The sequence below is a fragment of the Klebsiella sp. BIGb0138 genome (assembly GCF_004342285.1).
In the GTDB taxonomy this organism is placed as follows: Bacteria; Pseudomonadota; Gammaproteobacteria; order Enterobacterales; family Enterobacteriaceae; genus Klebsiella.
In genome coordinates, this window is the sequence record NZ_SMCV01000005.1 from 325171 (window position 1) to 344346 (window position 19176).

The window sequence follows — 19176 nt, forward strand, 5'->3', positions numbered from 1 at the left end:
CCCCCTGAACGGGAGAGGGGAGGTACCGCGTATTAATGCGCGACAGTCGTCTGAGCGCCTGCCGGCACACGCACGTGTTTGTACTTGAACAGGGCGACGAAGGCGACGGCCAGCACCAGCGAATAGGCGGCAAAGATCAGCCACACCGGCTGCCAGTCGGTAATACCGTTAGTGGTATACATCTCCACCACTTTCCCGCTGACCACGCCGCCGAGAATACAGCCGAAGCCGTTGGTCATCATCAGGAACATCCCCTGGGCGCTGGCGCGAATTTCAGGTTTGACCTCTTTCTCGACAAACACCGAACCGGAGATGTTGAAGAAGTCGAAGGCACAACCGTAGACAATCATCGACAGCACCAGCAGCACGGTGCCGAACGGCGTCGGATCGCCATAGGCGAACAGACCGAAGCGCAGCATCCAGGCGAAGATACTGATCAGCATCACGTTCTTGATACCGTAGCGGCTCAGGAAGAACGGGATGGTCAGAATGAACAGCGTTTCGGAGATCTGCGAGATCGACATCATCACCGACGCGTGCTCGACGATAAAGCTGCCGGAGAACAGCGGGTTATTATCGAAGCTGTGCAGGAAGGTATTCCCGAACATGTTGGTGATTTGCAGCTCGGCGCCCAACAGCATGGAGAAGATAAAGAAAATCGCCATACGTTTGTTTTTGAACAGCGCAAAGGCATCCAGGCCCAGCATGGTGCTCCAGCTCTGGTTTTTCTGCTGGTTCGAGACCGGAATATGCGGCAGGGTCAGGGTGAACAGCGCCAGCAACACGGAAAGCGTCGCGCCGATGTACAGCTGCATATGGCTCAGTTCGAAGCCCGCGAAGCTGACGCCCCACATCGCTATGATAAAGCCGATGGTGCCCCAGATACGAATCGGCGGGAAATCGGTCACGATATCCAGGCCGGCGGATTTCAGGCGATAGTAGGAAATGGTGTTGATTAGGCCCAGCGTTGGCATATAGGCCAACGAGTTAAGCAGGATGACGAAGAACATCTCCCCTGGCGTGGTGACCTGGGCCGCCATAAACAGCGTACCTGCCCCCACCAGATGACACAGCGCATAGACCCACTTCGCGCTGATCCATTTATCCGCCACGATGCCCAGCAGGGTGGGCATCAGGACTGCCGCAATACCGAGCGAGCTGTAAACGGCGCCGATAGACGCGCCATCGAACTTAAGCGTCACAAACATATAGGAGCCAAGTGTAGTCAGCCAGCTACCCCACAGGCAGAACTGCAGAAACGACAATATTTTAAGCTGCAGCTTAAGGTTCATGTTATTTTCCTCACAAGAGAGCGGGGGATGTGTTGTTATAATAACGTTCATGACTGTTATTTGATGAAATCTTATCAGTAAACGGCGTCATGTTTTGTTACCTTCCGCAAAAAAATGCAATCCACATTAATTTGCAGATTAGATTGTGATGCAAATAACATTTTCGTATGGGTGACGAGGAAAGAGAGCGCCATGCTGTCCTCCCACGAGGAGAGGACAGCGGCGGGGAGACGACGTTTATTTCCGGCGGTAGGTCTTCTGCGCCATGTTGACCTTGTAAAGATAACGGCGAGACTCCGCCGAGGGGTGGCGGCTGGTGAGAGTGGAGTAGACATCCCCCGGCGTCATGCTGTTGATGATATTGGCCGCCTGGACCTTATCGCTGGAGAAGACGCGCAATACGCTACCTGCGCCGCCGTTATAGGCGGTGATCACGGCATAGCGACGCGAGGTCGGGTTATCGATGCCCGACAGATAAACGTTGCTCAGCATCGCCAGATAGGCGGTGCCGGTATCGATATTATTTGCCGGATCGAACAGGTAGCTGCGGCTTGGCAGCCCTGATTTGCCCTGCGAACGGAACACGTCTTTCCCGGCGCTGTGCTGCACAACCTGCATCAGACCCAGGGCATCCGCGTGGCTGACGGCGTAAGGGTTGAAAGAGGATTCGGTCTGCATAATCGCCAGAATCAGCGACTCATCGACGCCATACTTACGCGCCGACTGGCGTACCAGTCCAAGGTATTTATGCGCACGTTTGTCGAGGTGGTTAGGCACCAGATTGATGGTGATGCTGTAGATCATCCGCGGGCCGTTGCTGCGGCTCTTCAGGCGAGTTTGCAGCAGATAGTCGGCAAAGCGCGCGGCGCGCCACTCCCAGCGAATCGACTCGCCGGTGTTATCCACCACCTGGCCATAGAGAAACGGCTCTTTCGAGATCTGAATGTCGTCGACATCGGAATAGAGGTCGATAGAGTTCGGATCGTCGCCCATCAGCAGGGTTTTGATAATCGCCTGGCGCAAGCGCCCGGCGGGGTCGGTACCGGCGATGGTCTCGACGGTGATGGTCCCCTCATCAAAGTTGATGTGGCTGCGGGTCTGATACTGATCGGTATATTTAACGTAGTCCTTCGGCCCGGCGAGCAGAACCTCGTTATAACCCCAAATATTTTCGACGTTATGGGCAAACTGCCCCATCAGAATATCAAAGCCGTTGGTGTCCTTAACCCAGGCTTCGTTGTACTCGCCACCTCGTTTATTCGAGGTGGAACACGAAACGAGCAAAGGCGCAATGAGCGCTAGCGCTAAATATTTTTTCATCATTCCGGGAGCGTGCGTTGTGTTTGTTGTGCTTAAGAGCCGTCAGGCCCTTACTGTTTTTCCGGCGGCGTGTAGCCTTCGATGTGCACATCTTTGCCTTCAAACAGGAATTTGATCATCTCCTGCTCCAGCAGCTTGCGGTGCTCCAGGTTCATCATGTTGAGCTTTTGCTCGTTGATCAGCATGGTCTGTTTGTGTTGCCACTGCGCCCAGGCCTCTTTTGAAATTTCGTTATAGATACGTTTGCCTAGCTCGCCCGGATACAGCTGGAAATCCTGGCCATCCGCTTCACGCTGCAGGAAAGTACAAAAAATCGTTCTGCTCATTATTCATCCTCTTTATTCGCCAGAAAGTCAGGCAGGTGCCCCGGCCTTTAACTGTTGCAACAGGCGCTCCACGGGAGCCGCCAGTCCGACCGACGGCGGCTGGGCTAAGTTATACCAGAGTGCGTTGCCTTCATCCATGCATGCGCCAGATGAATCTACTGTAAGCCACATCGGCACAATATCCAGATGGAAATGGCTGAAAGTGTGGCGGAACGCGGTCAGCTGCGTCAGATTGTCGGCCTTTATCTGCCGCTGAGCCAGCCACTCGCGGAGTCCGGCTTCCTCCTCAAACTGCGGAAAACAGAATAATCCGCCCCATAAACCCACCGGCGGACGTTGCGCGAGAAACACCTCATTGCCGTGCTGCATCAGCAGGAAATAGCCCGTCCGCTGCGGAATAATCTGTTTCGGCTTTTTGCCCGGATATTGTGCCCATGAATGGTTGGCATAGGCCACGCAGCCGTTATTGAGCGGACAGATCTCGCATTTCGGTTTCGAGCGGGTGCAGACCATCGCCCCGAGATCCATCATCGCCTGGTTAAAGCGCTCGACCCCGGCTGCCGGCGTGACCGCTTCGCTGATTTCCCACAGCTGTTTTTCGACCTCTTTTTTCCCCGGCCAGCCGCTGACCGCGTAGCAGCGCGCCAGCACGCGTTTCACGTTGCCATCGAGAATCGGATAATGCTTACCAAGGGAGAGGGATAAGATTGCCCCTGCCGTGGAACGCCCGACGCCGGGCAACGCGGCGACTTCATCAAAGGTCTGCGGGAACGCGCCGCCGTGCAGGCTCGCCACCTGCTGCGCCGCCTTATGTAAATTCCGCGCGCGGGCGTAATAGCCGAGCCCGGTCCACAGATGCAGGACTTCATCCAGCGGCGCCGCGGCCAGATCGGTTACCGTCGGGAAGCGGGCCATAAAGCGTTCGAAATAGGGAATCACCGTAGCGACCTGCGTTTGTTGCAACATCACCTCAGAGAGCCATACTTTGTAGGGCGTTTTGCCGATTTGCCATGGCAGGGTTTTACGCCCGTATTTGTCGTACCAGTCCAGCACCTGGGCTGAAAATTGCGCGGCGAGAAAAGTCAAAGCTACAGCTCCGGAATCGCGATAACAGGGGGGCAGATTGCAGCATAAGGGCGACAGGCTGTAAACCCTTGCATCCGCCGGGTAACTTTGGATAATGCCCGTTTTCCGCACACTCTCACAAGCAGACTTAACTTTTATGAAAAACGACGTCATATCTCCGGAATTCGATGAAAACGGCCGCCCGCTGCGCCGCATTCGTAGCTTCGTCCGCCGCCAGGGCCGCCTGACCAAAGGGCAGCAGCACGCGCTGGACACTATTTGGCCGGTGATGGGCGTTGAGTTCAACGATGCGCCGCTCGACTTCCCGACCCTGTTTGGCCGCGAAGCGCCGGTGACCCTCGAGATCGGTTTCGGCATGGGCGCCTCGCTGGTGGCGATGGCGAAAGCGAAACCCGAGCAGAATTTCCTCGGTATTGAGGTACACTCCCCGGGCGTGGGAGCCTGTCTGGCTTCCGCCGAGGAAGAGGGGGTGCAGAACCTGCGCGTGATGTGTCACGATGCGGTTGAAGTGTTGCACACCATGATCCCGGACAACTCGCTCAATATGGTCCAGCTGTTTTTCCCTGACCCGTGGCATAAAGCGCGGCATAATAAACGCCGTATCGTCCAGGCGCCTTTTGCCGAGCTGGTAAAAAGCAAACTGAAGCTGGGCGGCGTCTTCCATATGGCGACCGACTGGGAAGCGTATGCCGGGCATATGCTGGAGGTGATGTCATCGCTTGATGGGTATCGTAACCAGTCTGCAAGCAACGATTATGTACCGCGCCCGGAATCGCGCCCGGTAACCAAATTTGAACAGCGTGGCCATCGTCTTGGCCACGGCGTATGGGACTTAATGTTCGAGAGGGTGAAATAATGGCAAAGAATCGTAGCCGTCGTCTGCGTAAAAAAATGCATATCGACGAATTTCAGGAAATGGGCTTTTCCGTCGCCTGGCGTTTCCCGGAAGGGAGCACTGAAGAGCATATCGATCAGACCGTGAATGACCTGATTAATGAAGTGATTGAGCCGAACAAACTGGCGTTTGACGGCAGCGGCTACCTCTCCTGGGAAGGCCTGATCTGCATGCAGGAAATCGGTAAATGCACCGAAGAGCACCAGGCTCTCGTGCGCAAGTGGCTGGAAGATCGCGGGCTTGCCGATGTGCGCACCAGCGAACTTTTTGACGTCTGGTGGGACTAAGTTTGACAAGGGTCGGCAATTGCCGACCCGTTTTGTCTGAAGGGAGTTTTATGATGCGCAAAACGCTGCTGGCGGTGGCGCTGTCCGTGACCGCTCTGTCCGCCCATGCGGACTATCAGTGTAGCGTCACGCCGCGTGACGACGTGATCCTCAGCCCACACCAGGTGCAGGTGAAAGGGGAGAACGGCGATCTGGTGATTATGCCGGACGGCAACCTGACCTGGAACGGAAAACAGTATACTCTGACGGCCGCCCAGCGCGAGCAGGCTCAGGATTATCAGGCCGGCTTGCGCAGCAGCCTGCCGTGGATAGATGACGGCGCGCGCGCCAGAGTCGAGAAGGGGCGTCAGGCGCTGGATAAAATCATTACCGAGCAGGTCGGCACCAGCAGCAGTATGCACGGTCGTCTGACGAAGCTCGATGCGCAGCTGAAAACCCAGATGAACCGCATCATTGAACATCGCAGCGACGGCCTGACCTTCCACTATAAAGCGATCGATCAGGTACGTGCCGACGGCCAGCAGCTGGTTAACCAGGCGATGGGCGGGATCCTGCAGGACAGCATTAACGAGATGGGCGCGAAGGCGGTGCTGAAAGGCGGAGGCAACCCGCTGCAGGGGATCCTCGGCAGTCTTGGCGGTCTGCAAACGGCGATTCAGGAAGAATGGAAAAACCAGGAAGCGGATTTCCAGAAATTTGGCAAAGACGTCTGTAGCCGCGTGGTCTCTCTCGAAGAGAGCCGTAAGGCGCTGGTAAGCTCGCTGAAATAACGCTTTTTTGCGGTACGCCCCGGAATTCCGGGGCGTACCGCGTCCTCTGATCTCAGGCTCGCCCGTGCGATACGCGGGAACGGCGGGCCAGAGAGTCAATAATCACCGCTATCGCCAGCACGCAGCCGGTAATGATGTAGCGCAGCGATGACGGCAGATTCAACAGCGTCAGACCATTCGATATCGACTGAATCACGATGATCCCCAGCAGAGCGGACCAGGCGCTGCCGCGCCCGCCGAACAGGCTGGTGCCGCCGATCACCGCCGCCGCAATGGCATTCAGGTTCACATCACCGGTTCCGGCCTGCTGGCTGGCGGAGGCCAGACGGGAAGCGGCCAGGATGCCGCCGAACGTCGCCAGCGTGGTACAGAGCACAAAGGCGCTGACGTAAATAGCCCGCACGTTGATCCCCGAACGGCGAGCGGCCTCGCGGTTGCCGCCGACGGCAAACATTGAGCGCCCCCATTTGGTCCGCTTGAGCGCATAGTTGAGGATCATCACGAAGGCGACGAACAGGCCGAAAATCCACGGTATGCCGCGCCCGAGGTTGAGATAGAAAACGGCGGCTTCAAAGATTACCGTCAGCAGAACGGCGCGCAGCAGCAGCGAGCTGACGGCTTCCGCAGAAAGGTTCGCGGCCAGGCGGCGCGTCCGGGTTTTGACGCCAAAGGCGAGTATCGCCAACCCGGGCAACAGCGCCATGATATGGGAGAACCAGCCCGGCATCACCATCAGCTGGCCGAAGCGCACCAGCGGGGACGCGTAGGGCAGGTTGATGCTGCCGCTGGGGCCGAGGATATACAGCTGCAGTCCGAGCAGCGCCAGCAGGCCAGCCAGCGTTGCGACGAAGCTTGGCATTCCGACGCGGTTATACAACAGCGCGTAAATCAGGCCGACGGCGATACCGCACAGCAGCGCGACGGCAATCGCCGCGGCCACCGGCCAGCCGGCGTTCACCCACAGTACGCCGACGATCGCCGAGGAGAGACCGCTCATCGAGCCAACCGAGAGATCGATTTCGCCAAGCATCAGCACGCAGACGATCCCCAGCGAGATAAATCCCACGGTGGCGCAGTCAAAAAGCAGGTTCACCAGGTTATTGGGCGCAATAAAGACCGGATTGAGCCAGGTGAAAACCAATGAGATCACGATTAGCCCGGCGATAACCGGGGCGGTGCCCAGATCGCCGGTCTTGATACGATTGATTTGCGCGCGCACCGCGCCGAACAGACCGTCGTTGTGCTGGACGCGCTCATCGCTGCGATCCAAAGCGGGGCGGGATTCTGTCTTGCTGTTCATAAAATTAAATCACTCCAGAAGAACTTAACTGTGATTTACGTTCGACGCGGCGTGAAACGGCGTTCTCAGTCGCACCGGTAATGGCCGCCACGAGGTCCTGGTTGGATGCGTCGGGGGTGAAGATGCCTTTATTGCGCCCGAGCCGCAGCACCACGATGCGATCGGCCACCGCGCGGACGTCTTCCATGTTGTGGCTGATAATAATCACCCCGAGGCCGCGCTCGCGAACGCGTTCAATCAGGTTGAGAACTTCCGCCGTCTGGGCGACGCCGAGCGCCGCGGTGGGTTCATCGAGCATGATAATTTTGGGGTTCATCAGCAGGGAGCGCGCAATCGCCACGGTCTGGCGCTGGCCGCCGGAGAGCGAGGCGACGGGCTCGCGAACCGACGGAATTCTGGCGGCCAGCTCCTGCAACAGCGTCCATGCCCGAACCTCCATCGCCACCTCGTCGAGCTGCAAAGGTGAAATCTCGTGACCTAAAAACAGGTTTGCCGCCACGTCGAGGTTTTCGCACAGCGCTAAATCCTGAAAGACCGTGGCGATACCGTATTCCAGCGCTTTCCCCGGGCTATCCAGGGTCACGCTCTGACCGTCGAACTCGATGGTGCCGGTGGTCGGCTGATGTACGCCGGCGAGGATTTTGACCAGCGTGGATTTTCCCGCGCCGTTATCGCCGACCAGGGCGACCACTTCGCCGGCATGAACCTCCAGCTCAATATCCGTCAATGCGGAGACCGCGCCAAAGTGTTTGGAGACATTACTCAGTTTCAGAATCGGTTGCCTGGTGCTGGCGACGATGTCTTGTTGTTGCGACATAAAAAAGACCTCAATGATGGCGAAACTGCGTCCGTCGGCGACGACGGGCGCAGGGGCAGCATTATTTCTCAATACCTAATTTCTGGCAGGCCGCGGCATACTCGCCGGTACACACCTGAGCGTAGGTTTGGATCTTTTTATCGAAGATTTCCGCTTTGATATTTTTTACGGTGATCACCGCCGGGGTAAAGAGCTGAGAAGGCGTGTTGTACAGCGTAGTGCTCGCCTGCGGTTTCTTACCCTGAATGAGTTCCACGGCCACTTTCGCCGCGGCGGCGGCAACGATTTCTGACGGTTTGGAGATGGTGTTGTACTGGTCGCCGGCGATGATTAACTGCAGCGCGGCGATAGTGGCGTCGTTACCGGTGACCGGCGGCACGGGCTGGACGCCGGCGGCTTTAAAGGCGGCGATCGCGCCGCCGCCGGTGCCATCATTGGCGGCGACCACGCCTTTAATCTGGTCGCCGAAGCGGGTGATTTGCCCGGCGGCCCACTCCTGCGCTTTTGGCGGCGCCCACTCCGGAGTATCGAACTCCGCCAGCGTTTTATACCCCGACTCTTTCAGGCCGCGATGGATACCGTCGCGAATCAAACCGGCGGCAGCATCGGTCGGCGAGCCGTTAATTTGCAGGACTCCGGCGTCTTTCGCCACGCCGCTCTCTTTCAGATGGTCGACCAACGATTTAGAAATCGCATAGCCAATCCCTTCGTTATCAAACGAAACGTAGAAATCCGCCGGTTTGCCGGGGATAGGGCGATCGTAGGCGATCACTTTGACATCCTGCGCCTGGGCGTTTTCCACCAACGCGGCGGCGGCGGAGGAGTCTACCGGATCGAGCACGATAACCTTCGCCCCCTGGGCGATGACCGAGTTGAATTGCTGCTGCTGTAGCGTGGCGCTGGCATTAGCATTTTGATAAATGACTTTGCAATCGGCGCACAGCTTGCTCATTTCGGCTTTGAATCCCGGGAAATCATGCTGTTCATAGCGGGTGGAGGCCTGGTCGGGCATGAGAAATGCCACGGTGGCGGATTCCGCCGCGTGAGCAGAGGCGACAATTCCGCCGGATATTGTTGCGAGTGCGATAAAAATATTACGGTAATTCATTGTATTACCCTCTTTTTTATATGCTTGAATCCGCCGGGCTGCGCCAACGTCATCAAGACTTTTTTAATAAGAGTTACCAATATTTCACATGTAGGATACTTCGGTTTTACATTTGCTCAACCGATGAAGCAGGATTACCACCGCGCAAAAATGGAGTCAAGAAATGGAAAAATGTTGATGCAGATTTGTGATTGGTTGCAAAGAATTGAATAAAAAAACAGCAGGGGATTTGACCGAAGCGCGGGTGAAAAAAACGACGGTGAGAGGAGGAATGCAGGAAAAAACGGGCGGCGGAGGGCCGCCCGCGGCGTTACTCTTCGCTGAGAAACAGCTCCAGCAGCGAGTTTAAAAACAGCTTGCCGTGCTCGGTTATCTGCCAGGCGTGAGCATCTTCAACCAGGTAGCCCTGGGCGATGGCGGCATCGAGTTGCTGGCGAATCACGCGCTCATCCAGGCCGGTATAGCGGCTGAATTCGCGGCGCGGCGCGGCTTCCAGCAGACGAAAACGGTTCATAAAGAACTCGAACGGTTTATCGTTGACCTCGACATCATGCTGGCGTTCGAGGTAACGACCTTCCATGTACCCCCGCGGATGGCGCGTTTTTGCGGTACGCAGGATCCGCCCGTCCGGGAAGGTAATCTTGCCGTGCGCCCCGCAGCCGATGCCGAGGTAGTCGCCAAAGCGCCAGTAGTTCAGGTTGTGCTGACACTGATAGCCCGGTTTGGCATAGGCCGAGGTTTCATACTGCTGATAGCCCGCCGCCGTCAGCAGGCGATGCCCCTGCTCAAAAATATCCCACAGCGCGTCGTCATCCGGCAGTAACGGCGGGCGCGAACCGAACAGGGTATTCGGCTCAATGGTCAGCTGATACCAGGAGAGATGCGGCGGATTGAGTGCAATCGCCTGACGCAGATCGTCCAGCGCCTCATCCAGCGACTGGTCCGGCAGACCGTGCATCAGATCGAGGTTGAAGCTGCGCAGCCCGAGGCCGTTGGCCAGATGCGCCGCCCGTTTGGCTTCGTCCGGGCCGTGAATACGACCCAGGCGCTGCAGTTTAGGCTCGCTAAAGCTTTGCACGCCGATGGAGATGCGGTTCACTCCCGCGCGCTGGTACTCGACGAAGCGATCGGCTTCCACGGTGCCAGGGTTGGCCTCCATGGTGATCTCCGCCGCGGCAGCCAATGGCAGGCAGTCGCGTACGCCGTCGAGCAGGGTTTGCATCGCCGGGCCGGAAAGCAGGCTCGGCGTACCGCCGCCGATAAAAATGGTCCCGATTTCACGCCCCTGGGCATAGGCCGCATCGGCCCGCAGGTCGGTCAGCAGATGCTGCACATAGTCATCGTGCGGCACCTCGCCCTTCAGCGCATGCGAGTTAAAGTCGCAGTACGGGCATTTCTGTACGCACCAGGGGATATGAATATACAGGCTCAGAGGCGGCAAATTAGCCATTACGCAATGCTTCCAGTAACAGTTTCAGCGCGCGTCCACGGTGGGAGATGGCGCTTTTTTCTTCACGGCTGAGTTCCGCGGCGGTTTTCCCCGCTGACGGAACAAAGAAAATCGGGTCGTAGCCGAAGCCGCCGGTTCCTGCCGCTTTACGGGTAATCACCCCCGGCCAGCTGCCATGACAGACGATCGGCGTAGGATCGGCGGCATGGCGCAGATAGACCAGCACGCAGTGGAACTGCGCCTGCCGTTGCTCGTCCGGGACCTCCTGCAGGGCATCAAGCAGTTTTTCCAGATTCTGCTGGTCGCTGGCATCTTCGCCGGAATAGCGGGCGGAATAGATCCCCGGCGCGCCGCCCAGAGCGTCTACCGCGATACCGGAGTCGTCGGCAATGGCCGGTAGCCCGGTTATCTGAGCGGCATGGCGCGCTTTCAGAATCGCGTTTTCGATAAAGGTCAGCCCGGTCTCTTCGGCGGAATCCACGCCCAGATCGGTTTGCGCCACGATATCCAGACCAAAATCTTCCAGCAGCGAGGCCAGCTCGCGAACCTTGCCGGCGTTACCGGTGGCGAGAACAACTTTTTGCATCATTAATCCTGTTTATTCTGTCAGCGCCGCGACCGCGGTCGGGATCTGTTGCGGGTTGATGATTTTTATCTGTTTGTGGCGGCCAAGCTCCCCTTTTTCAAGCAGTACCTGGCTTTTGGCGACACGAAACTGTTTGGCAAGGAATTTCACCAGATGGGCGTTAGCCTGACCATCAACGGGTGGAGCGGTAATGGCGACTTTCAGTTCGTCGCCATGTAAACCTACGATGCTGTCGCGGCTGGCTTTGGGCTGAATATACAGCCGCAGCACCAACCCGTCAGCGCAGACTTCGACGGCACTCATAGCGCCATCCACAGCCCCGGAAGCAGAACGTTGCCCGTCGCCTGCAGCAGCTCGGCGATGCCCATGTTGACCACATACAGCAGCAGCACCAGCACCATTGGCGAGAAGTCGATACCGCCCATTGACGGCAGCATTCTGCGAATCGGGCGCAGCAGCGGATCGGCCAGCTGCATCAGAACGAACTCTACCGGGCTACGGCCCTGGCTGACCCAGCTCATAATCGCCATCAGCAGCAGAACCCAGAAAATGAGCAGGCCGACGGTTTTAATCAGAATCAGCAGCGCGGAAATCCAGATAATCGGCTGGAAGGTAACCACCATAAACAGCACGATAGCCTTTATGACGCAAAGAATGAATGCGATCAGCAGCGAAGAGCTGTCGATAGGGCCCATGGCCGGAATAATGCGTCGCAGCGGCCCGACGATAGGCTGGGTGACCTTAACGACAAACTGCGAAAACGGGTTGTAAAAGTCGCAGCGTGCCCACTGCATCCAGACGCGTAGCAACATGATCATCGTGTACAGTTCAATGACCGTTGCCAGCAGGAAAGTCAACGTCTTCATGGCGTTCCTCAGATTCCTTAATTTTTGCTGTAGTCGCGCGCACCGAATATCGCGGTACCGATGCGCACCATCGTGCTTCCCGCCGCGATTGCGGCTTCCATATCATCCGACATGCCCAGAGACAAGGTATCGACCGTAGGGTAATGCGTTTTGAGTCGCGCAAATGCTACCGCCATTTGTTGGGCCACGGCAAACTGCCTTACATATTCTGACTCAGGTGCCGGAATAGCCATCAGCCCGCGCAACCGCAGGTTAGGCAGCGCGGCGATCTCCGCCGCCAGGGCGTCCAGCGCCTGCACAAGGATGCCCGATTTGCTTTGCTCATCGCTAATGTTTATTTGAATCAATACATTGAGCGGTGGCAAGTGCGCCGGACGCTGCTCGCTAAGCCGCGTGGCGATTTTCAGGCGATCGACGGTATGGCACCAGTCAAAGTGTTCCGCCACCAGACGGCTTTTGTTGGACTGCAAAGGCCCGATAAAGTGCCACTGCAGATGTCGGACGCCGGCCTGCTGAAAGTGGCGAATTTTCTCCACCCCTTCCTGAACGTAGTTTTCACCAAAAGCCACCTGGCCTGCTGCCATCGCCTCTTCAATCGCGCTCACAGGTTTGGTTTTACTTACTGCAAGCAACGTCACTTCTTCTGGAGCGCGGCCGCAGCGTGCGGCAGCGTCTGAGATTTTGTCCCGGACCTGTGCCAGGTTATGCGCAATATCGTTCATATTCCGAGGATGAGTTATGGAGCTGGAAGAAATCGTGGCCCTTAGTGTAAAGCATAACGTCTCCGATCTACACCTGTGCAATGCCTCAGCGGCGCGCTGGCGTCGCCAGGGAAAGCTGGAGGCGGCCCCTTTTCACTCGCCGGATATCGCTAAACTGCTTAACGACTGGCTTAACGAAAAGCAGTTAGCCCAGTGGCAGGCCAACGGGCAGGTGGACTTTGCCTTAACGCTGGCCAGCGGCGCGCGTCTTCGCGCCAGCGCATTTTCCCACGTGCGGGGACTATCGCTGGCGCTGCGCTTACTGCCGCGAAGCTGCCCCCGGCTTGAGGAGCTCAGCGTCCCGACGGCGCTGACGGAACTGCTGCGCGAAGAAAGCGGTCTGATTCTGGTCGCCGGCGCGACCGGCAGCGGGAAATCGACCACCCTGGCAGCGATGGTCAACCACCTTAATCAATGTCTTGATGGCCATATTCTGACCCTCGAAGATCCGGTGGAATATCTCCATGTCAGTGAACGAAGCCTGATTCAGCAACGGGAAATCGGTCGCCATAGTCCCTCCTTTGCTGCAGCTTTACGGGTCGCGCTGCGCCAGGATCCCGACGTCATCCTTCTTGGGGAGCTGCGCGATAGCGAAACCATCCGTCTGGCGCTGACCGCTGCTGAGACCGGGCATCTGGTGATGGCTACACTGCATACCCGCGGGGCCGCACAGGCGGTTGAACGGCTGGTCGACGTCTTTCCCGCTCAGGAGAAAGAGCAGGTCCGTAGCCAGCTTGCAGGAAGTTTGTGTGCGGTACTCGCGCAAAAATTGCTACCGGATACCTCAGGCGGAAGAGTTGCGCTATACGAGCTTTTGGTCAATATCCCGGCGGTGGCGAATTTGATCCGTGAGGGGAAAACTCATCAGTTGCCCGGCGTGATGCAAACCGGACAACAGGCCGGAATGCAGACTTTTACGCAAAGTTTTCAACAACGTGTATCATCTGGCCGCTTATAAGCGCCGCTTTAATATTCCGTGGTCATGCCAGTTTGTTGTTATCGTAATGTTTTATTAATGTTTGTTGGTATTAAAATGAAATATCGCTCAGGGTAAGTCTGTTACGGTGTGGAATGCCGGGTATAAATTTTGAAATGATATTATCTTCGCAGAACAGGGAAAAAAATAAGATTATCTTTTGACACTTTTCATTGGTTCGAATTATGCTTGTTTCTGGGGCCAGGAGGGTCCCTGTAGAATATTGTGTTGAAATGTAAATTTATTAATTTGTTTGTCATTCTGGTTTGATTCATTTAACCACCATGATGGTGGGCGCTTGCTAAGGAGAGTTTTAAGTGATTAATTTATCAGGTAGTTTTTCTTGTTCTTGTCAGCTTGTCTTTATTACTCATCCGACTATTCAGAGTAAGGCATTTGCCTCTTACCTGACCGAAGCCTTGTCCGTTAAGGTGATGCTGCATAATATCAATAAGCCCCAGCCTCAGCGTTTTGCGAAAGAGAGTGTAATATTGTTTGATATCGCGGTGTCGAATAAAAAGCTGAATGGCGCGTGGCGAGATATTATTCGTTCTTATGCTCATAACCCGCGACTGCTGATTATCAACAGCGCGCAAAAATATGAACTCTATGAAATGGCGCAGTGGCCGGCTCTGTATGGCGTATTCCGTCACGACGATGATGAATTGCGTTTAATTGAGGGCATTAAGGCTGTACTTAATGGCCAACAGACGGCCGAATTGAGCGTGATGCACCCGGCGATGTATGCCGTGGATCAGGCATCGCGCCCGGCGGAAAGCTCCCCACTGACCGAGCGGGAATGTGAAATTCTGAATGAGCTCCGTGGCGGCGCGACCAATATGGATATTGCCCGTGCGCTGTTTATTAGCGAGAACACGGTGCGGACCCATCTGTACAACGTTTTCCGTAAACTGAGCGTGAAGAACCGTACCCAGGCTGTCAGCTGGGCGAATGAGCACTTGCGTCACTAAGGCGATAAGTCGCGGTAAGGTTGATGGCGCCATGGTGCGGAAGGTGGCGTCATCAACCCTGTTCGGGTTTAAAAACCCTGCTCGAAGTAGCTTTCCAGAATAATGACCGCTGAGGCGGAATCGATGCTGCCTTTATTCAGGGCGCGAAATCCGCCGTGCTCGAATAGCCCGGCGCGGGCTTCGACCGTGCTCAGGCGCTCGTCGTGGAGGGTGATCTTCACGCCAAAACGACCATGGATTTTATTGGCGAAGTTACGTGCGCGCGCGGTCAGCGGCTGTTCTGTGCCGTCCATATTCAGCGGCAAGCCGACGATGACGGCCTCAGGCTGCCACTCCTTAAGCAGCTTCTCGATAACGTTCCAGTCCGGTTTACCGTCCTGCGCTTTCAGTGCCGGCAGGGGACGAGCGGTGCCGGTAATGCGTTGACCGACGGCGACGCCGATGCTTTTGGTGCCGAAATCAAAACCCAGCAGCGTTCCGCTCATTAGGCATGCCCCGCTACGCCAGGCATCGTCACGATATCGATACCAATCAGCCTCGCCGCATCACGCCAGCGGTCGGCTATCGGCGTTTTAAACAAAATATTTTGATCCGCCGGAGCCGTCAGCCAGGCGTTATCAAGAATTTCCTGCTCCAGCTGACCTTTCTCCCATGAGGCGTAGCCCAGCGCCACCAGCACGTTGTCTGGTTGCTTATCCGTGCCGAGCGTTTCCAGCACGTCGCGAGAGGTGGTGATCACCGTATTATCGGAAATACGAATGCTGGAGGAAAAATCAGAGGGCGGCGAGTGCAGAATAAAACCGCGGTCTTCGGCCAGCGGCCCGCCAAGCATCACCGGTTTATCCAGACGAATGTCCGGATTACGCGGCTCAGCGACGATATTCAATTTTTCCAGAATTCCGTCAATCTGCAGATTTTCCAGCGGCTTATTGATGATAATACCCATGGCGCCCTCGTCGTTGTATTCGCAGATATAAACCACGGAGCGGCGGAAAATGGGATCCTGAAGAGCAGGCATGGCAATCAGAAAGTGATGCTGTAAATTCATTGTCAGAGGTTCTGTTCCTGGTTCAAAAAGCAGCACCCAGTATGCGGGTAAAGTGCGAGACTGTCGATTCAACTTTATCTTTCAGGCGACAGGAGCGTTGATTTCCTCGCTCAACCCGGTCACATAGCGGACTATGCTCCCGGGCACTCGCTGCGTCATCGCCTTCCTGTAGCCCGAAATCTCGCGTTGAATCACGTGGTGTATCTTGCTGGCGCCCGAGGGGACTTATTTATTGATGCGTTTCTCGATAGCGTCCATCAGCATTCCGGTGATGGAAATCGGGAAGGCCGCTTCGATTTCGCGCACGCAGGTGGGGCTGGTGACGTTAATCTCCGTCAGACGATCGCCAATGATATCCAGACCGACGAAGATCAGCCCTTTGGCCTTCAGCGTTGGGCCGACGCGGCGGGCAATGGCCCAGTCGCTGTCGCTCAGCGGACGCGCTTCACCGCGCCCCCCGGCAGCGAGATTGCCGCGGGTTTCTCCGCCCTGCGGGATACGGGCCAGGCAGTAAGGAACCGGCTCGCCGTCGACCACCAGCACGCGCTTATCACCGTCTTTAATCGCCGGTAGATAGTTCTGCGCCATGCAGTAGCGGCTACCCAGCTCGGTCAGCGTCTCGGCGATCACCGGCAGGTTAGGGTCACCCTCTTTCACCCGGAAAATGGAGGCCCCGCCCATGCCGTCCAGCGGCTTGAGGATAATATCGCCATGCTTCTCCCAGAAGGCTTTCAGCTGGGCTTTATTACGCGTCACCAGGGTTTCCGGCGTCAGGTCGGCAAACCAGGCGGTGAACAGCTTCTCGTTACAGTCCCGCAGGCTCTGCGGCTTGTTGACGATCAGCGTGCCTTTATCTTCGGCACGCTCCAGAATGTAGGTGGCGTAAATAAACTCGGTATCGAACGGCGGATCTTTGCGCATCAGAATGACGTCGAGATCCGCCAGCGCCAGATCCTGCTCGCCGGTAAACGCGTACCACTTATCGTAATTCTGCTCCACGCTCAGCTTGCGCGTGTGGGCGCGGGCTTCACCGTTAATTAAGTACAGGTCGTTCATCTCCATATAATGGAGTTCATAGCCGCGACTCTGCGCTTCCAGCAACATAGCGAAGCTGGTGTCTTTCTTGATGTTGATGGTTGCGATGGGGTCCATCACGATGCCGAGCTTGATCATTGTAATTCTCCGTTAACGCTTCAACCTAAGTCGCCAAAACGCACCTGCAGGGCGGTAATGGCAGTTAGCGCAGTTGTCTCTGTACGTAGAACGCGCGGTCCCAACAGAATATCAGTAAACTGATAGCGAGCGGTCATTGCGATCTCCTCCGCCGACAGTCCTCCTTCCGGGCCAATCAGCAGACGAATACGTTCCACCGGCAGCGGCAAGGTGTTGATGCTGGCGCTGGCGCGAGGGTGCAGGTTGAGCTTCAGGCTATCGTCCTGCTCCGCGCACCATGCTTCGAGCTGCATCGCCGGGCGAATTTCCGGCACCACGTTACGACCGCTCTGCTCGCAGGCGGCAATGGCGATTTTCTGCCACTGCTGGATCTTTTTCTGCAAACGTTCGGCGTCCAGTTTAACGCCGCAGCGCTCGGAAAACAGTGGCGTAATGAGGCTTACACCCAGTTCAATCGATTTCTGGATGGTGAACTCCATTTTTTCACCGCGCGACATCACCTGGCCCAGATGGATGTGCAGCGGCGACTCGCGATCGTCCGTCTCGCCGCTTATCACCTCAACCAGAACGTTTTTCTTACCGGCTTCGGCAATCACGGCCGCGAAAACCTGATTACTGCCGTCAAAAAGCTGGATTGCCTGGCCTTTGCCCATGCGTAAAACGCGGCCAACGTGGTTGGCGGCATCTTCAGAAAGGGCGATTTGGCTACCGACGGTAACAGGCTCCGGGTGGTGGATGCGAGGGATGCGCATACTTGATATTCCGTTCTTCGCGCAGATGCCGTCTTCCCCACCATTGAGCAACACGGGATCTGCAATTAACAATTGCCGCTAGTGTAGGTTAGCTCTTTTGCGCCTGGCAAGCTTGCTGGACATACGGATTGTGGTTGCCCTGAACTTTGGCGATGCGCGCGTCGCGTTCGCACTCCCAGGCGCTCACCGGATACATTTTATTCCAGGCGGTAAAAAGCTGGGTTTGCTGGCGGGAAAGGGTCAGCTGATAGGTATCGCGCATATAGAAGTAGGTGCGGGCGATAGAACCGCGAGCGCGGGCCGGCGGCTCGGCGACTTTATCTTTAAAATCGACCTTCATGGCACACTGGCCATACTGGCCCTCGCCGCCGTTCCACTGGCTGTACATAAAGTTGGCGCGGTCGCCGTTGACTTCGCCCACCGCCGGCTGCAGGTTGTGCATATCGCTTTCCATCTGGCGATAGACCGGATCTTTGGCGCAGTTTTTACGCCCGCCATCCTGCCAGCACTGGCGCTGGTGGCCGAACTGCCATGCCGGAACGACGTGCTCCCATTCAACCCGGCTGGCGCGGTTCTCATTTTTACGCACTTTATAGCCGCAAGATTGCAGGTCGATAACGCCTTTTTTCCCCTGCCAGTCGATTTTACAGCCGCAGTAGAAGTCGCCGGGGACGTCGGCATTGACCTTCACGCCGGCGGCTTTGGCCTGAGAAAAGCTGTTGATACCTTCCGCCGCGGGCTGGCCGCCACAGGCTGCGGCCAGAAACGCCGCAGTAAAAACATAAATACGGGACATCGTGAACTCCGTGTCAAAACGAGCCCGCAACGTAGCGAATGCGATTGTCAGATGCAATCAGTCAGATCAGAAAATTTCCAGTTATAGCCGATAATTAGGTGTCGGCGACCAGCAGATCGCCGCAGTGAACGCAGCGGTAGGTGGCTTCGCCGCGCACCACCCGATTGTGGCGGCGGACGGTAAGCTGGTGCTGCTGGCAGCGACAGCGATAGGGAAAGGTGTTCTGACGGACGGAGTCGAGTTCAAAACGGTGGGTGCGGCGAGCGGCGACGCCGAGTACGCTTTCCATCATCCATTTCCACTCTTTGCCGTGCGGCGCCACGCAGCCGAAGTGTTTCCACACCAGCAGATGCGCCAGTTCGTGCGGGACGACCTCATCAATAAATGCCTGCTGGTTTTCCAGCAGCAGCACCGGGTTGAGGCGAATTTCGTTTTTTTCCAGCCAGGCGGTGCCGGCGGAGGTGCCGCGCTGCTGATAGACCAGAGTGGGTTCCGGGTAATTGCGGCCAAGCTGGCGATTCGCCTGGGCGAGTTTTTCCCGCAGGCTGCGCATAACGGCCTGTTGAATGGCGATGGGAATTCGGGGTGTTTTCATA

The 19176-nt window shown here is 56.6% G+C and carries 23 protein-coding genes; 5 read left to right on the top strand and 18 right to left on the bottom strand.

All coding sequences use genetic code 11. The features are described from left to right. Positions 1–32: 32 nt before the first annotated feature. From EDF73_RS14265 to mutY, 4 genes are all read right to left on the bottom strand, one after another. Entirely contained in the window at positions 33–1292 is a 1260-nt protein-coding gene (locus EDF73_RS14265) for a nucleoside permease (RefSeq protein ID WP_132729762.1), read from the bottom strand. Positions 1293–1529: 237 nt separating this feature from the next. Beyond that, positions 1530–2612, bottom strand: coding sequence for a membrane-bound lytic murein transglycosylase MltC (gene mltC, locus EDF73_RS14270; RefSeq protein ID WP_132729818.1), 1083 nt, complete (start codon positions 2610–2612; stop codon positions 1530–1532). A gap of 50 nt (positions 2613–2662) precedes the next feature. Next, a complete protein-coding gene (locus tag EDF73_RS14275) occupies positions 2663–2938 on the bottom strand; it encodes an oxidative damage protection protein (protein WP_132729763.1) in 276 nt (91 codons plus the stop codon). 27 nt (positions 2939–2965) lie between these two features. Then, entirely contained in the window at positions 2966–4024 is a 1059-nt protein-coding gene (gene mutY / locus EDF73_RS14280) for an A/G-specific adenine glycosylase (protein ID WP_132729764.1), read from the bottom strand. Between the two features lie 136 nt (positions 4025–4160). Between mutY and trmB the strand changes: the two genes are divergently transcribed. Genes trmB through EDF73_RS14295 form a run of 3 tightly spaced genes read left to right on the top strand, consistent with a single transcriptional unit; the run spans position 4161 to position 5976 of the window. Beyond that, entirely contained in the window at positions 4161–4880 is a 720-nt protein-coding gene (trmB, locus tag EDF73_RS14285; protein ID WP_132729765.1) for a tRNA (guanosine(46)-N7)-methyltransferase TrmB, read from the top strand. Further along, a complete protein-coding gene (locus EDF73_RS14290; protein WP_132729766.1) occupies positions 4880–5206 on the top strand; it encodes a YggL family protein in 327 nt (108 codons plus the stop codon). The genes trmB and EDF73_RS14290 overlap by 1 nt, the downstream gene beginning before the upstream one ends. A 50-nt stretch (positions 5207–5256) precedes the next feature. Further along, positions 5257–5976: a DUF2884 domain-containing protein gene (locus EDF73_RS14295; protein ID WP_132729767.1), complete on the top strand. Its 720-nt coding sequence runs from the start codon at positions 5257–5259 to the stop codon at positions 5974–5976. 52 nt (positions 5977–6028) lie between these two features. Here EDF73_RS14295 and EDF73_RS14300 read toward each other — a convergent pair whose 3' ends face one another. The 8 genes from EDF73_RS14300 to EDF73_RS14335 all read right to left on the bottom strand — a co-directional run bounded on the left by EDF73_RS14300 (position 6029) and on the right by EDF73_RS14335 (position 12825). After that, positions 6029–7276, bottom strand: coding sequence for a sugar ABC transporter permease (locus EDF73_RS14300; RefSeq protein WP_132729768.1), 1248 nt, complete (start codon positions 7274–7276; stop codon positions 6029–6031). A gap of 4 nt (positions 7277–7280) precedes the next feature. Beyond that, complete coding sequence (locus EDF73_RS14305) at positions 7281–8093, bottom strand: ATP-binding cassette domain-containing protein (protein ID WP_132729769.1); 813 nt, start codon at positions 8091–8093, stop codon at positions 7281–7283. Between the two features lie 61 nt (positions 8094–8154). After that, positions 8155–9201: a sugar ABC transporter substrate-binding protein gene (locus EDF73_RS14310; RefSeq protein ID WP_132729770.1), complete on the bottom strand. Its 1047-nt coding sequence runs from the start codon at positions 9199–9201 to the stop codon at positions 8155–8157. A 310-nt stretch (positions 9202–9511) separates the two neighbouring features. Next, positions 9512–10651 carry a radical SAM family heme chaperone HemW gene (hemW, locus tag EDF73_RS14315; protein ID WP_132729771.1) on the bottom strand — a complete coding sequence of 380 codons (1140 nt, stop codon included), beginning with the start codon at positions 10649–10651 and terminating at the stop codon, positions 9512–9514. Beyond that, complete coding sequence (locus EDF73_RS14320; protein ID WP_132729819.1) at positions 10644–11237, bottom strand: XTP/dITP diphosphatase; 594 nt, start codon at positions 11235–11237, stop codon at positions 10644–10646. Before EDF73_RS14320 ends, hemW begins: the two co-directional genes overlap by 8 nt. 12 nt (positions 11238–11249) lie before the next feature. Continuing rightward, on the bottom strand, positions 11250–11540 hold the full coding sequence (yggU, locus tag EDF73_RS14325) for a DUF167 family protein YggU (protein ID WP_132729772.1): 291 nt from the start codon (positions 11538–11540) through the stop codon (positions 11250–11252). Continuing rightward, on the bottom strand, positions 11537–12103 hold the full coding sequence (locus EDF73_RS14330) for a YggT family protein (protein WP_132729773.1): 567 nt from the start codon (positions 12101–12103) through the stop codon (positions 11537–11539). The genes yggU and EDF73_RS14330 overlap by 4 nt, the downstream gene beginning before the upstream one ends. Positions 12104–12120: 17 nt before the next feature. After that, positions 12121–12825 carry a YggS family pyridoxal phosphate-dependent enzyme gene (locus EDF73_RS14335; RefSeq protein ID WP_132729774.1) on the bottom strand — a complete coding sequence of 235 codons (705 nt, stop codon included), beginning with the start codon at positions 12823–12825 and terminating at the stop codon, positions 12121–12123. A gap of 16 nt (positions 12826–12841) precedes the next feature. On the opposite strand from EDF73_RS14335, the gene EDF73_RS14340 reads away from it, so the two are divergent. Together EDF73_RS14340 and EDF73_RS14345 are read left to right on the top strand one after the other, a co-directional pair. Next, on the top strand, positions 12842–13822 hold the full coding sequence (locus EDF73_RS14340) for a type IV pilus twitching motility protein PilT (RefSeq protein WP_132729775.1): 981 nt from the start codon (positions 12842–12844) through the stop codon (positions 13820–13822). 335 nt (positions 13823–14157) lie between these two features. Then, complete coding sequence (locus tag EDF73_RS14345) at positions 14158–14811, top strand: LuxR C-terminal-related transcriptional regulator (protein WP_132729776.1); 654 nt, start codon at positions 14158–14160, stop codon at positions 14809–14811. 68 nt (positions 14812–14879) lie between these two features. Here EDF73_RS14345 and ruvX read toward each other — a convergent pair whose 3' ends face one another. The 6 genes from ruvX to EDF73_RS14375 form a co-directional block, all read right to left on the bottom strand. Beyond that, positions 14880–15296: a Holliday junction resolvase RuvX gene (gene ruvX, locus EDF73_RS14350; RefSeq protein ID WP_004867490.1), complete on the bottom strand. Its 417-nt coding sequence runs from the start codon at positions 15294–15296 to the stop codon at positions 14880–14882. Continuing rightward, positions 15296–15859, bottom strand: a complete 564-nt coding sequence (locus tag EDF73_RS14355) for a YqgE/AlgH family protein (protein WP_132729777.1) — start codon at positions 15857–15859, stop codon at positions 15296–15298. Before EDF73_RS14355 ends, ruvX begins: the two co-directional genes overlap by 1 nt. Before the next feature lie 225 nt (positions 15860–16084). After that, complete coding sequence (gshB, locus tag EDF73_RS14360; RefSeq protein WP_132729778.1) at positions 16085–17032, bottom strand: glutathione synthase; 948 nt, start codon at positions 17030–17032, stop codon at positions 16085–16087. 20 nt (positions 17033–17052) lie between these two features. After that, positions 17053–17784: a 16S rRNA (uracil(1498)-N(3))-methyltransferase gene (rsmE, locus tag EDF73_RS14365; protein ID WP_132729779.1), complete on the bottom strand. Its 732-nt coding sequence runs from the start codon at positions 17782–17784 to the stop codon at positions 17053–17055. A gap of 88 nt (positions 17785–17872) precedes the next feature. Next, entirely contained in the window at positions 17873–18580 is a 708-nt protein-coding gene (gene endA, locus EDF73_RS14370; RefSeq protein ID WP_132729780.1) for a deoxyribonuclease I, read from the bottom strand. A gap of 94 nt (positions 18581–18674) precedes the next feature. Beyond that, positions 18675–19175, bottom strand: a complete 501-nt coding sequence (locus tag EDF73_RS14375; RefSeq protein ID WP_132729781.1) for a SprT family zinc-dependent metalloprotease — start codon at positions 19173–19175, stop codon at positions 18675–18677. Between the last annotated feature and the right edge of the window lies 1 nt (position 19176).